This window comes from Nonomuraea sp. NBC_00507 (assembly GCF_036013525.1).
Lineage (GTDB): Bacteria > Actinomycetota > Actinomycetes > Streptosporangiales > Streptosporangiaceae > Nonomuraea.
In genome coordinates, this window is sequence record NZ_CP107853.1 from 6,306,293 (window position 1) to 6,319,822 (window position 13,530).

13 protein-coding genes are annotated in these 13,530 nt (G+C 70.6%); 4 read left to right on the forward strand and 9 right to left on the reverse strand.

The features are described 5' to 3' along the window. Window positions 1-83: 83 nt before the first annotated feature. Window positions 84-1,289 carry a non-homologous end-joining DNA ligase gene (gene ligD, locus OHA25_RS30460; protein ID WP_327590872.1) on the forward strand — a complete coding sequence of 402 codons (1,206 nt, stop codon included), beginning with the start codon at window positions 84-86 and terminating at the stop codon, window positions 1,287-1,289. A gap of 91 nt (window positions 1,290-1,380) precedes the next feature. Here ligD and OHA25_RS30465 read toward each other — a convergent pair whose 3' ends face one another. The 7 genes from OHA25_RS30465 to OHA25_RS30495 form a co-directional block, all read right to left on the reverse strand. Next, on the reverse strand, window positions 1,381-2,796 hold the full coding sequence (locus tag OHA25_RS30465) for an NAD(P)/FAD-dependent oxidoreductase (protein WP_327590873.1): 1,416 nt from the start codon (window positions 2,794-2,796) through the stop codon (window positions 1,381-1,383). Continuing rightward, window positions 2,793-3,902 (reverse strand): ABC transporter ATP-binding protein, encoded by a 1,110-nt coding sequence (locus tag OHA25_RS30470; RefSeq protein WP_327590874.1) that lies wholly within the window; start codon window positions 3,900-3,902, stop codon window positions 2,793-2,795. Before OHA25_RS30470 ends, OHA25_RS30465 begins: the two co-directional genes overlap by 4 nt. Beyond that, window positions 3,889-4,671 (reverse strand): ABC transporter permease, encoded by a 783-nt coding sequence (locus OHA25_RS30475; protein WP_327590875.1) that lies wholly within the window; start codon window positions 4,669-4,671, stop codon window positions 3,889-3,891. Before OHA25_RS30475 ends, OHA25_RS30470 begins: the two co-directional genes overlap by 14 nt. Next, entirely contained in the window at window positions 4,668-5,540 is an 873-nt protein-coding gene (locus OHA25_RS30480; protein ID WP_327590876.1) for an ABC transporter permease, read from the reverse strand. Before OHA25_RS30480 ends, OHA25_RS30475 begins: the two co-directional genes overlap by 4 nt. A 6-nt stretch (window positions 5,541-5,546) precedes the next feature. Beyond that, window positions 5,547-6,665 (reverse strand): ABC transporter substrate-binding protein, encoded by a 1,119-nt coding sequence (locus OHA25_RS30485; RefSeq protein WP_327590877.1) that lies wholly within the window; start codon window positions 6,663-6,665, stop codon window positions 5,547-5,549. Window positions 6,666-6,697: 32 nt separating this feature from the next. Next, entirely contained in the window at window positions 6,698-7,276 is a 579-nt protein-coding gene (locus OHA25_RS30490) for a helix-turn-helix domain-containing protein (RefSeq protein WP_327590878.1), read from the reverse strand. Between the two features lie 115 nt (window positions 7,277-7,391). Continuing rightward, window positions 7,392-8,285 carry an SDR family oxidoreductase gene (locus OHA25_RS30495; protein ID WP_327590879.1) on the reverse strand — a complete coding sequence of 298 codons (894 nt, stop codon included), beginning with the start codon at window positions 8,283-8,285 and terminating at the stop codon, window positions 7,392-7,394. Between the two features lie 67 nt (window positions 8,286-8,352). On the opposite strand from OHA25_RS30495, the gene OHA25_RS30500 reads away from it, so the two are divergent. After that, window positions 8,353-10,119, forward strand: a complete 1,767-nt coding sequence (locus OHA25_RS30500) for a thiamine pyrophosphate-dependent enzyme (protein WP_327590880.1) — start codon at window positions 8,353-8,355, stop codon at window positions 10,117-10,119. Here OHA25_RS30500 and OHA25_RS30505 read toward each other — a convergent pair. Further along, window positions 10,088-10,855: an IclR family transcriptional regulator gene (locus OHA25_RS30505; protein WP_327590881.1), complete on the reverse strand. Its 768-nt coding sequence runs from the start codon at window positions 10,853-10,855 to the stop codon at window positions 10,088-10,090. The two genes, OHA25_RS30500 and OHA25_RS30505, sit on opposite strands and share 32 nt — an antisense overlap. Window positions 10,856-10,937: 82 nt before the next feature. Between OHA25_RS30505 and pobA the strand changes: the two genes are divergently transcribed. Then, the gene (gene pobA, locus OHA25_RS30510; RefSeq protein WP_327590882.1) at window positions 10,938-12,101 is read left to right on the forward strand and encodes a 4-hydroxybenzoate 3-monooxygenase; all 1,164 of its coding nucleotides are present in this window, start codon (window positions 10,938-10,940) and stop codon (window positions 12,099-12,101) included. Window positions 12,102-12,173: 72 nt separating this feature from the next. After that, complete coding sequence (locus OHA25_RS30515; RefSeq protein WP_305921952.1) at window positions 12,174-12,440, forward strand: DUF6401 family natural product biosynthesis protein; 267 nt, start codon at window positions 12,174-12,176, stop codon at window positions 12,438-12,440. 141 nt (window positions 12,441-12,581) lie between these two features. Here the strand turns inward: OHA25_RS30515 and OHA25_RS30520 are convergent, their stop codons facing one another. Then, entirely contained in the window at window positions 12,582-13,427 is an 846-nt protein-coding gene (locus tag OHA25_RS30520; RefSeq protein ID WP_442942213.1) for a mechanosensitive ion channel family protein, read from the reverse strand. Between the last annotated feature and the right edge of the window lie 103 nt (window positions 13,428-13,530).

Sequence of the window (13,530 nt, forward strand, 5' to 3'; positions counted from 1 at the left end):
AGCGGAGCCCTGCTGAGCCTGCTACGTGCCGCCGGGCGCGGAGGACACGAAGAAATGAGAGGGGCGCCGCGTAGGGTGACCTTATGCCTGACATCAAGGTCGCCGGGCGTGAGGTCCGCATCACCAGCCCCGACAAGGTGGTCTTCTCCCAGGCCGGGCACACCAAGCTCGACCTGATCCGCTACTACGAGAGCGTCGGCGAGGCGGCGCTGCGCGGCGTGCACGGGCGGCCGATGGTGCTCAAGCGGTTCGTGCACGGGATCGAGCAGGAGGCGTTCTTCCAGAAGCGCGCCCCGGCCAAGCGGCCCGACTGGATCGAGGTGGCCGAGCTCAAATACCGGTCGGGGCTCAGTGCCGAGGAGGTCGTGTGCACCGACCTGGCGCAGCTGCTGTGGGTGGTCAACCTGGGGTGTGTCGACCTCAACCCGCATCCGGTGCGCTCCGACGATCTCGCCAGGCCCGATGAGCTGCGGATCGATCTCGATCCGGTGCCGGGCGTCGAGTGGGCCGACGTGTTGAAGACCGCGCAGGTCGCGCGGGAGGTGCTGGCCGATCACGGGTTGGTGGCCTGGCCCAAGACGTCCGGGTCGCGCGGGTTTCATGTGTACGCGCGGATCGAGCGGCGCTGGCCGTTCGCGAAGGTGCGCAAGGCGGCCGAGACGGTCGCGCGGGAGGTCGAGCGGCGGGCCCCTGACCTGGCCACGAGCCGGTGGTGGAAGGAAGAGCGGCACGGCGTGTTCGTGGACTTCAACCAAAACGCCTACGACCGGACCGTGGCCTCCGCCTATTCGGTGCGCGCCGTCCAGGACGCCCGCGTGTCCACGCCGCTGACCTGGGACGAGGTGCCCGGGTGCCAGCCGGAGCTCTTCACCATCGACACGGTGCCCCGGCGGCTCGCCGAGCTCGGCGACCCCTGGGAGGACATGGATCTGCACGCCGGGTCCCTGGACGGGCTGCTGGCACTCGCCGAGGAGCTCGGGCCCGCGCCCAAGCCGCCCAAGGGCAGCGGGCGCAGGCAGCAGACGATGCCCGTCATCGAGATCGCCCGGGCGGAGCACAAGGACGAGGCGATGGCGGGGTTCGAGCGATGGAAGGCCCGGCATCCCGAGGTGGCGGCCCAGCTGGAGCCCGCCGACGTGCTGGTGGACGGGATGCGGGGGCGCAGCAGCGTGTGGTATCGCATCCGGGTCAACCTGCAGCACGTGCCGGAGGGGGAGCGGCCGCCGCAGGAGCCGCTGGAGGTCGACTACGACCCGTGGGGTGGCGCCTCCGGCCCGCCCCGCGGCTGACGACAAGCCCGCCCCCGGGGCTGACGACGTGTGCGCCCCGGGCGGCCGAGGACGTGCGCGCCCGGGTGGCTGAACAGGGACCGGTCGGCGGTCAGCGGCCGGCGATCAGCGTCGCCAGGCGGGCGTACGCCGACGTCGTCGTGGTGCGGTCGTTCTCGTGGCGGTCAGCGGCACGGTAGAGGGCGTAGATGAGCTGCACCCCGGCCCACCGCAGCGGCTCCGGCTCCCACTGCCGCACCTGCCGCCCCACCCACGGCAGCGCCGTCAACTCCGTCTCCCGCCGCAGCACCAGGTCCCGGAGCGTCCGCCCGGCCAGGTTCGTCGTCGTGACGCCGCTGCCGACATAGCCGCCCGCCCAGCCGAGCCCGCTCGCGTGGTCCAGGTGCACGGTCGAGCACCAGTCGCGCGGCACCCCCAGCACCCCGCACCACGCGTGCTGGATGCGCGCGTCGGCCGCCGCGGGGAAGAGCCTGACCAGCATGCGCCACAGCAGCGCGACTGTCTGCCGCTGCGTGGCGCCCCGGTCGTCGGTACGCGAGCCGAACCGGTAGGGCACTCCGCGCCCGCCGATCGCGATCCGGTCGTCGGCCGTGCGCTGCGCGTAGATGTAGGCGTGCGCCTCGTCCCCCAGCAGCTCGTTTCCGGCCCAGCCGATGTGCTTCCACACCTCGGCGGGCAGCGGCTCGGTGACGATCATGGAGCTGTTCATCGGCAGCCACTGGCGGCGCTGGCCGGCCAGCCTCGCGGTGAAGCCCTCGGTGGCGCGGATGACGTAGTCCGCCGTGACCGCCCCGCGCGCGGTGACCGCCGACGCCTTGCCGCCCTGCCTGGGCAGGATCTCGGTCACGGGGGTGCTCTCGAAGATGTCGACGCCCAGCCCGGCCACCGCCCGCGCCAGGCCGACGGCCAGCTTGGCGGGCTGGATGCGGGCGCAGTGCGGCGAGTACGTGGCCTCCAGCGTCCCGGCCACCTGCACCCGCTCCCGCTGCTCGTCGCGGTCCATCAGCCGCAGGTCGTCCTCGCCGTACCCCCAGGTGCGCAGCTCGGCGAGCTCCTCGCGCAGGCGCCGCCGCTGAGCAGGATTCGTGGCCACGTGGATGAGGCCGCCCTTGTGGAGGTCGGCGTCGATGCCTTCCTCGCCGGCCACCGCGATGACCTCGTCGACCGCGCGGAACATCGCGTGCTGCAGGTCGATCATCGCCTGCCGCCCACGGGCCTTGGCGTGCCGCCGCCGCGAGCCGGCGAACTCGGCCGACAGCCAGCCGCCGTTGCGTCCCGACGCGCCGAACCCGGCGAACTCCTTCTCCAGGATCGCGATCCGCAGCCCGGGGTCGGCCTTCTTCAGGTAGTACGCCGTCCACAGCCCGGTGTAGCCGCCGCCGACGATGGCCACGTCGTAATCGCGCGGCCCGGGCAACGCGGGACGCCGCTCGGGCAGGCCGATCTGCCGGTACCAGTAGGACACGCCGCCGTTGGCGAACTCCTTGGCCAGCGGGATGTCTGTCATGTCAGTACGGCCTCCACATCGGGCGAGTCGGGCAGCAGGACGGAGTCGGTGACCCGCCACGTGAGCGTGACCTCGTCGCCGCCGCGGGCGTCGCTGAGGTGGCCGGCCTGCTCCCGCACCAGCGCCGCCGAGCCGTCGGCCAGCCGCAGCTCCAGCTTCCTGCTCGAGCCCAGGTAGATCTCGCCGGTGACGGTGGCCGGCAGGGCGTTCCATCCTGGATCGGGGGAGTGGCCGGCTTTGCGGACGGACAGTCGTTCAGGGCGCACGACCAGCGCCCCGGCCTTGGCGGCCAAGGTGCCGGGGGCCTGGAGCAGGTGCGCGCAGACGCCGATGCCGTCGGGCGTGACATCGCCGCGCAGGATCGTCGACTCGCCGAGGAAGCGGGCCACGAACAGGGTGGCGGGCCGCTCGTACAGCTCGTCGGCCGGGCCCACCTGCTCGATGCGTCCCCGGTTGAACACGGCGATGCGGTCCGAGAGCACCAGCGCCTCGTCCTGGTCATGGGTGACGTACACGAACGTCGTGCCGAGCTCCCCGTGAATGCGTTTGATCTCCAGCTGGAGCCAGTCGCGCAGCTTCTTGTCCAGCGCGCCCAGGGGCTCGTCCATGAGCAGCACCCGCGGGCTGTAGACGATGGCCCGGGCGACCGCCACGCGCTGCTGCTGGCCGCCGGACAACTCGCGCGGGTAGCGGTGGCCGTACTCGCCGAGGTGCACGGTCGCGAGGGCCGCGGCGACCAGCTCGGCGCGCCGGGCCTTGGGAACGTTGCGTTGCTTGAGCGGGTAGACGATGTTGTCGGCGACCGTCATGTGCGGGAACAGCGCGTAATGCTGGAAGACCATGCCCATGTCCCGCTTGTGCGCCGGGGTCGCGGCGATGGCGGTCCCGTCCACGGTCAGCTCGCCGGACGTCGGCCGGTCGAAGCCGGCGATGATGTTGAGCGTGGTCGTCTTGCCCGAGCCGCTCGGCCCCAGCAAGGTGATGAACTCGCCCGGCTCGATCGACAGCGAGACGTCGTCCACGGCGACGAAGTCACCGTAACGCTTGGTCAAGCCGGACAGCTCGATGCCGGCGCCGCGGGCGGCGAGATCGTTACTGGCGGGCACGGGACCTCCTGGCGACGAAGAACGTGGCGATCAGCACGAGGCTCGTGGTCATGACGATGATCATGGTGGCGGCCGCGGCGATGGTCGGGTCGGTCTCGCGGGTGACGCTCGCGTACATCTTGACCGGCAGTGTCTGCAGGTAGGGGCTCTGGATGAACAGCGAGACGACCACCTCATCGAAGCTCGTGACGAACGCGAACAGCGCGCCCGCGGCGACACCCGGCGCGACCAGCGGCAGCGTCACCGTGCGGAAGGCGGTCCAGCGGCCCGCGCCCAGGCTGGCCGCCGCGCTTTCCAGCCGCCGGTCGAAGCCGCGCAGCGACGCGCTCACCGGGATGATCACGAACGGCAGCGCCAGCACGGTGTGCGCCATGACGAAGCCCGCCAGCGACCCCACCAGCTGCAGCTTCAGGAACACCGCGTAGACCCCGACGGCCAGCACCACGCCGGGCACGATCATCGGGGCCAGCATCGAGCCCTGGACCAGCGCGAGCCCGCGCAGGCGCGCCCGGGTGAGGCCGAGCGCGGCCGCTGTGCCGAGCACCGTGGCCACCACCGTGACCAGCAGGCCCACCTGGATCGACGTCCACAGCGCGGACATCCAGGCCGGGTCGCCGAAGAAGTTCTCGTACCAGCGGGTCGAGTAGCCGTCGGGCGGGAACTTGAGCGACGCCTTCGAGGTGAAGCTGAGCGGCACCACGATCAGCGCGGGAGCCACCAGCCACGCGCCGACCAGCGCGCAGAACGCCCACAGCAGTCCGCGTCTCATCCCGTGACCCGCCTTCCGCCGCGGCGCAGCGTCACCGCCAGCAAGGCGATCATCGCCAGCGTGAGCCCGAGCAGGACCACGCCCATGGCGCCGCCGCGCCCCCACTTGAGCAGCCCGTTGACCTGTGTGAAGATCTGCTGTGAGAGCAGCGCGTCGGTGGGCGAGCCGAGCAGCGCGGGGGTGACGTAGAAGCCGAGTGCGCTGATGAAGACCGTCAGGCAGCCCGCTGACACCCCGGGGAGCGAGAGCGGCACGTAGACCGTGGCGAACGCCTTGACCGGGCGCGCGCCCAGGCTGCCGGCCGCGCTGAGCAGCCGCCGGTCGATCCCGCTCATCACCGCATAAAGCGGCAGCACCATGAACGGCATCAGCAGCTGCACCATCCCGATCACCACGCCCGTCTGGGTGCGGATCAGGCTGAAGGGCCCCAGCCCGGCCGCCCCCAGCAGGTCGTTGACCACGCCGGTGTCCTGCAGCAGGATCACCCACGCGAAGGTCCGCACCATCAGGCTGGTCCAGAACGGCACCAGCACCAGCAGCGTCAGCACGGCCCTGGCCCGCGGCCCGGCGACGGTCATCGCGTACGCGTACGGGTACGACAGCGCCAGCGCGATCACCGTCACCCACAACGCGGTGGTGAACGTGCGGCCGAGCACCCGCAGGTTCTGCGCCTCCCCGAAGAACCAGGTGAAGTTGCCCAGCCCGGGGGAGGGGTCGGTGAACGCGCTGATCACCATCGAGACCAGCGGATACAGGAAGAAGACGGCGAGCACGACCAGCGCGGGCAGGATCAGCAGCGCCGGTCGCCGCTCAGGAGCGGTCGTCCGGGTGCCGGCGGGCAGGGTGACCGCCTGCAGGGCGGAGGCCATCGGCGATCAACCGCCGAGCCAGGCGGACCACTTCTCGATCATCTGTTCCTGGTTCTCCGCCCACCAATTGGCGTCGATCTTGAGTGCCTTGGACGCCGCCTCGGGCCGGGTGGTCAGGAACGACTGGCCGAGCTCGTCCAGTTTCGGCTTGGCGTCGGTGTTGACCGGCGAGTACGAGGTCAGCTCCGTCAGCTTGGCCTGCTGCTGCGCGCCCAGGTAGTAGTTGATCAGCGCCATCGACGCCTTGGGGTTCTTGGCGTTCTTCGGCACGGTCAGCGAGTCCATGATCGGCATCCACTGGTCGAACGACACCGCGAACGGTGCGCCGTTCTTGACGCCCGCGTACGCCCGGCCGCTCCACACCATTGCCATGTCGACCTCGCCGGACTCCAGCAGTTGCTGCGACTCGGCGCCGGTCTTCCAGAAGACCAGGTTGGAGCGGACCGACTCCAGCTTCTTGACCGCCCGGTCCACGTCCAGCGGGTAGAGCTGGTCCGGCGCGACCCCGTCGGCGATCAGCGCGGCCTCGAACGGGCCGGGCGCCGAGTCGCCGGGGTTGCCGGAGATGCCGCGCTTGCCGGGGTACTTCGCCGTGTCGAAGAAGTCCTTCCAGCCCTTGGGCGGGTTCGCGCCGAACTTGTCCTTGTTGTAGACGAGCACCATGCCGTACTGCATCGCGGGCACGCTGCACTCGGTGGCCAGACCCTCCGGCACCTTGGACTTGTCGATGATCGTGTAGTCGAGCGGCTGGAGCAGCTTGCCGCACTGCGCCTGCGCCCAGATGGCGTCGGTGTCGATGACGTCCCAGGTGACGTTCGAGGAGTCGACCTGGGCCTTGATCTTGGCGTAGTCGGTCGGGCCGTCCTGGAGGATCTTCGCGCCGGACTCCTGCGCGAACGGGTCGACCGCGGCCTTCTGCTGGCCGTCCTGGTAGGCGCCCCCGTAGGAGACGAAGGTCATGTTGACGCCGTCGAGCGCGCCCTTCTTGACGGTGCCGGACGTGGCCGGCCCGGAGCCGAGGTCGATCGAGGCAGGCGCCGCCGAGCCGGCTCCGCAGGCCGTCGCGAGCAGGAGCGAAGCCGCGACACCGGCCATACCGGCCAGTCGGCCAGGGTGTGTGGGCATGGGTTACCCCCTTGGGGTTGCCGAATGGGGTTTCAGTTGGAGGTGGTGGGCGGGCTGACCACCCAAAGGATCTCGGCGGCCTCGTCACCTTCGTTGACGATGCGGTGGGGGATGGACGTGCGGTATTCGATGCTGTCGCCGGGCTCCAGCACATGCGGGGCGGCCGCGTCCGCGGGCCCGAGCCACAGCGTGATCCGGCCGCGGAGCACCAGGAGGACCTCCTGGGAGTCGCCGTGGGTGTAGGGGTCGGCCCCGGTGGACGAGCCGGGCTCGAACTCGCCGGCGTACATCTCGAGGTTCTGGAGCGGACGCTGGGAGATCAGGAACTTACGCGTGCCGGGGGCGGTCATGAGTTCCGGACGCTCGGCGCGGCGCACCACGCGGTGGCCGACCTCGTCCTCCTCGCTGAAGAGGTCCGCGACCGTGATCCCGAGCGCGGAGGCGATCCGTCGGAGCATCCCGATGCTGGCGCTGGTCTGCCCGCGCTCCAACTGGCTGATGAAGCTGGCGCTCGCCTTGGCCTGGGCCGCGAGCGCGCGCACGGTCATGCGGCGCATGGCGCGGTAGGCCCGGATGCGTGCACCCAAACGGGTGTTCTCCGACTCCGTCATCGAACCTCTCGATTGGCTGCACTGAACAAGTTGTTAAGTGGCAATGAAAGGACCGTACACAAGCCAGTGAAGACCCATCAAGGGGGCAAGGCGTAACGAGCGTGTAAAAGCGGCGTCAACCGCGGGTCGGGCGCTCGTAACCCTCGTCGCCGCCGTAGACGTGCCGGTCCGGGTCCATCTCAGGCTGGGTGGCCGGGCTCGTGGGGGAGGCGGTGTGCTCGGAGGCGAAGTCGTCCGAGGGCACCGGCGGGGGCGGGGCCAGATAGTCCTGCCAGGTGATCTCGCCCTTGGGTGTCGCGTCCGTGGTCAGGAGATCGGCGCGCATGGACGCGTACAGGCGGCCGGGGTAGCGGACCGGCAGGCAGGCGCGGCGCAGGTGCTGGGCACGCAGCCAGGTCCGGGTCAGCTCCGCGGTGTCGAGCACCTCTGGGCCGCCGTACTCGATCTCCGTGCCCTGCGGGCCGCCGGCGAGCAGGTCCGCGGCCCGTGCGGCGACCTCGCCCGTGTGGACCGGCTGCCAGGGCACGGTCGGGTCGACCGGCAGCACCGGCAGCGCGGAGAAGTCACGCAGCCGCTGGTGAAGCCACTGATGGAACGGGGTGGAGCGGAGGATCGTCCAGCCCAAGCCGCTCTCTTCGACCAGACGCTCGGCCTCCAGCTTGTACCGGAGATAGCCGACAGGCGCGCGGTCCGCGCCGACCATCGAGGTCAGCAGCACGTGCCCGACCCCGGCGTCGCGGGCGGCCATCATGAGCAGGCGAGTGCCCGGGATGTCCACGGCGCCGCGCCCCTTGCGGCCGCTCGTGGCCAGGTGCGCGATCGCCTCCATGCCGGCGACGGCCTCCGTGACGCCGTGGCCGGAGAACAGGTCGCCCCACATCCACTCGACGTTCCCGCGGCTCTCCCTCTTGGTACGGCTCAGCGCCCGCACCTGGTGACCCGCCTTGACCAGCGCGGGCACCAAGGCCCTGCCCAGCGTGCCCGTCGCTCCCGTGACCAAAATGCGCATGCCGCCCCTCTACCCTCGAATCCGCACCCTTGACATGGGTGCCGCGAAGTGGGGTAGGGCCGCTCGCATGGCTCGAATCGCATCGGAATCCCTGATCGAACGGCTCGCCGAGTGGGGCGTCGACACCGTCTTCGGCCTGCCGGGCGACGGCATCAACGGCATCATGGAGGGGCTGCGGCGCCATCGCGACCGGGTGCGCTTCGTCCTCGTCCACCACGAGGAGGCCGCGGCCTTCATGGCGACCGGCTACGCCAAGGCCACCGGGCGCATCGGGGTCTGCCTGGCCACCTCGGGGCCGGGCGGCATCCACCTGCTCAACGGACTCTACGACGCCAAGCTCGACCACGTGCCCGTGCTGGCGATCACCGGCATGCAGGAGACGTCCGTGCTCGGCACCGGCTACCAGCAGGAGGTCCACCTGGACAAGGTGTTCGCCGACGTCGCCGAGTACACCATGATGATCAGCAATCCCGCGCAGCTGCCGTCGCTGGTGGACCAGGCGGTCAGGACGGCGTACGCGCGGCGCGGGGTCTCCCATCTGACCCTGCCCAACGACATCCAGGTGGCCGGGGCGGACGCGGACCCGTACAAGCACGTCGCGCCGGTCAGGCTGCCGCAGACCACGCCCGTCTTCCTGCAGCCGTCCGGCATCCCCCGGCAGGAGGACGTCGAGTGGGCGGCCGAGGTGCTCAACCACGCCGAGCGGCCGGCCATGCTGGTCGGGCAGGGCGCGCTGCACGCCAGGCAGGAGGTGTTGGCCGTGGCTGAGGCGCTCGGCGCTCCGGTGGTCAAGACGCTGCCCGGCAAGGCCGTCATCCCGGACGACTCGCCGTACACGACCGGCGGGATCGGGCTGCTCGGCACCGGGCCGAGCGAGGAGCTGATGGACGACGCCGACGTGCTGCTCATGGTGGGCACGAACTTCCCGTATTCGAAGTTCCTGCCGGAGCCCGGCAAGGCGCGCGTGGTGCAGTTCGAGGCGGAGCCGGCCAGGGCGGGGGCACGGATCGCGACCGACGTGCCGGTCGTGTGCGACGCCAAGGAAGGGCTGGCGGCGCTGCTGCCGCTGCTGTCCCGCCGGGACGACACCGCTCATCTGGAGAAATATCAGCGCATGATGACCCAGTGGCGGGCCGACATGGACGCGCTGGAGAACCCCGAGCGTGACCCGATCGCGCCGCAGTATCCCGTCTCCGTCCTCGACGAGCTCGCCGCCGACGACGCCATCATGACGTGCGACAGCGGCACCGTCGCCACCTGGGCGGCCCGGCACTGGACGATCCGCGACGGGCGCGAGTTCTACCTGTCGGGGACGCTGGCCACGATGGCGAACGGGCTGCCGTACGCGATCGCGATGCAGCACGCCCACCCCGGCCGGCAGGTCATCGCGTACGTCGGCGACGGCGGCTTCTCGATGCTGATGGCCGAGTTCCTGACGGCGGTCCAGCAGCGGCTGCCGATCAAGGTGATCGTCAACAACAACAACTCGCTCGGCCAGATCCTGTGGGAGCAGATGGTGCTCGGCTACCCCGAGCACGGCGTGCGTTACGCCGAGCCGGAGGCCGATTTCTCGGCCTGGGCCCGGTCGTGCGGCGGGTTCGGGGCCAAGGTGACCAAGTCGGACGACGTGGCCCTGACGATCGGGCAGGCGCTCGCGCACGACGGCCCGGCGCTGGTGGACGTGGACGTCAACCCCAACGAGCCGCCCATGCCCGCCAAGGTCTCCTACGAGCAGGCCAGGAACTTCGCCCAGGCGTTCCTCAAGGGGCAGCCGCACCGGGCCGCCATCGCCACCACGTTGTTCAAGGACCGGATCCAGAAGCTGGGGGACTAGCCTTCGCGATGCCGGCCGCGGCGTTCAGCAGGGGATCGATGAGGCGGGGCAGCTCGCGGGCGCGCCGGGAGGCCACCACGATGCCCACCGCCGCCACGGGCCGCCCGTCCACCAGGATGGGGGCCGCGGCCGAGCACGAGCCGAGCGTCATCTCCTCGTACGTGAGCGCGTAGCCCTGGGCCCGGACCGCCGCCAGCTCTCTGGCCAGCCGGCCCGGCTCCGTGATCGTGTGCCGGGTGGGGCGCTCGAGCTTGCGGGCCAGGTAGGACTTGACGAACCAGTCCGGCTCGTACGCCAGCAGCGCCTTGCCCACGCCCGTCGGGTGCATCGGCAGCCGGCCGCCGGTCCTGGAGACGATGGGGACCGCGCGCCGGCCGTAGACCTTGTCCACGTACAGCACCTCGAGTCCGTCACGGACCGCCAGGTGCACGTTCTCGCCCGTGGTGACGAACAACTCCTGCAACCACGGATGCGCCAGGCCGAGCAGCCGGTCCGGGGCGAGCTGGCCCAGCTCCCACAGCCGCAGCCCCACCCGCAGCCGCCCATCGGGGTCGCGGCTGAGCGCCTGCCACTCCTCCAGCTCGGCCACCAGCCGGTGTGCCGTGCTCAGCGGCACCCCGCTGCGCCGGGCCAGGTCCGTCAGCGTGAGCTGCGGATGGGCGGCGTCGAACGCGCCGAGCAGGGCCAGCACCTTGGACGTCACGGTGCGGCCTGGCTCACGGGATCCGCCTGACATGCCCGTCATCATTCCACACAGTAATTCCACTCAGTGGAAGCAGGCGCTCGGCTTACCCCGCTCGAGGCAGGATGCTTCCCTCATGCGAACTCAGGTCGGGATCATCGGCGCGGGCCCCGCTGGCCTGCTGCTGTCTCATTTGCTCCACCTCCGCGGCATCTCCTCCGTGGTGCTGGAGAAGCGTAGCCGCGACTACGTCGAGCGGCGGGTGCGGGCCGGCGTGCTGGAGCAGGGCACGGTCGACACGCTCGTCGAGGCGGGCGTCGGGGAGCGCATGCTGCGCGAAGGGCTGCCGCACCACGGCATCGAGCTCAGGTACGGCGGCTCCGGTCACCGCATCCCGTTCGAGAAGCTCGTCCCCGGCAGGTCGATCACCGTGTACGGGCAGCAGGAGGTGGTCAAGGACCTCATCGCAGCCAGGCTGGCGGCGGGCGGCGACGTGCGGTTCGAGGTGGAGGACGTGGCCGTGCACGGGCTGGACTCCGAACCGTACGTGACCTTCGGTGGCGAGCGGCTCGACTGCGACGTGATCGCCGGCTGCGACGGCTTCCACGGCGTGACCCGGTCGTCCATCCCTGAGGGCGTTCTGAGCGTCTTCGAGCGCGAGTATCCCTTCGCCTGGCTCGGCATCCTGGCCAACGTCACGCCGTCGTCGGAGGAGCTGATCTACACGAGGACCGAGCGCGGCTTCGCGCTGCACAGTATGCGCTCACCCACCGTCAGCCGCTTCTACCTGCAGGTTCCCGCCGACACCCGGATCGAGGACTGGCCGGACGAGCGGATCTGGGACGAGCTGAAGGAGCGGCTGGAGAGCGTGCCCGGCTTCACGCTGACCACCGGGGAGATCACCGAGAAGGGCGTCACGCCGATGCGGTCCTTCGTGGTCGAACCCATGCAGTACGGGCGGCTCTACCTGGCCGGGGACGCCGCCCACATCGTGCCGCCCACCGGGGCGAAGGGGCTCAACCTGGCCGTGGCCGACGTGCGCGTGCTCACCGAGGCGCTGGCCGCGTACTTCTCGGAGGGCTCCACCGCGCTGCTGGACGGGTACTCGGAGGCGTGCCTGAAGCGGGTGTGGCGAGCGCAACACTTTTCGTGGTGGATGACGACGTTGCTGCACACGTTCGAGGACGACGACGCCTACGGGCGGCGGCTGCAGCTGTCGTATCTGGACTACGTCACCTCGTCGGAGGCGGCGGCCACGACGCTCGCGGAGAACTACGTGGGCCTGCCGTATGGCCGCTGACCTTGGGACATGCTTTAGGGTTGTTTGGTGTTCTTTGAGGAAGGTTGGGCGACTTCGCCCTTTCGGTGGTTGATGGGTGAGCTGGGCGACACCCAGCTCGCGCGGATGGGCAGCGAGCCTGGGCTGGTCGCGGCCGTGGACCAGCATGCCGCGGTGCTGCGTGATGCGATCCCGATGGATCGCGAGACCCTGGGCGATTACCTGCTCGGCTTCCTCGACGAGCTCCGCCACCGCGGCTGGGCCTTCACCGGCGAGCCCGATGCCGCGGCCCTGCGGCTGACGGCGGTCTGCTGGCTCGCCCGCGAGCTCGGCTTCCTGAACGACGAACTTCCCGCCTGACCGGCGGCCCACCTGCCCCGCCGACCGGCGAGCCACCCGCCCCGCTCGGCTCGGAGGGGGCCGAGTGGGCGGGTCGCCGTCCGGGCCGGCCGTGCGGCAGGTCCGACGCCGGGTCAGCCGGAAGGCACGTCCGCCGGCGGGTCACTCGGGAGGCATGTCCGAACGGGGCGGACCCGAGGACGGCGGCATGTCCGGGCGGGGCGGACCCGACGTCGGCGGCATGTCCGGCCGGGACGGAGCGCCCGGAGTGGTGCGGATAGGCGCCGTCTCCTCGGTCATCGCCGCGGCGTCCTGGCGCCCACGCTGGTACGCCTCCGCGTGCGCCTTGGCCTGCGGCGCCTCCTCCTCGATCCGGCCCAGCCAGCGCTCCCAGCGCTGCTGCATCGGCCGGACGAGCCCGCCGCCGACGCCGATGGCCGCGATGGCCCCTATGGTGGCGAGCACGGTGATCAGCACCGGAGTCGTGACCGTGGTGGCCACGCCGATCTGGTTGAGCGCCGCGATGATGCCCAGCGCCCAGATGAACACCGCCGCGGCGGTGGCGATCCAGCGGCCGTACGACAGCCCGCCGAGCGCCCCGTTCAGGATGTCCCTGACGCCCCTGGCGATGGCGCCGGCCACCACGATGATCACGATGGCGACGAGGGCCATGGGCAGCCAGGCCACCACGGCGGTCAGCAGCGCCGAGATCGGGTTCGGGCCGAAGACGCTGAACGCTATCTGCAGGGTGACCAGGATGATCGCGTAGAAGACGATCCTCGCCAGCAGACTGCTGGCGTCGTACTTGCTGCGCTCCAGCCAGCGGCGTACGCCACTGCGCTCCACCGCCCGCTCGAACCCCACCCGGTCCAGGATCTTGTTGACGATCTTCTCCAGGGCCTTGGCCACGATCCACCCGATGAAGAGAATCACCAGGAACGCGACCAGCCTGGGAACGAACGTCGCTATTTGCCGCCAGGCGTCTTGGATGCCCTGGCCTATGTTGATGTCCACGGTTTCCTCCTCCGAGGAGTCAATGCCACGGCGCTACCCGTACCGAAACGGTCTATGCACGCAGCGACACCAAAACTGCGCGTTCGGCTACATTTCG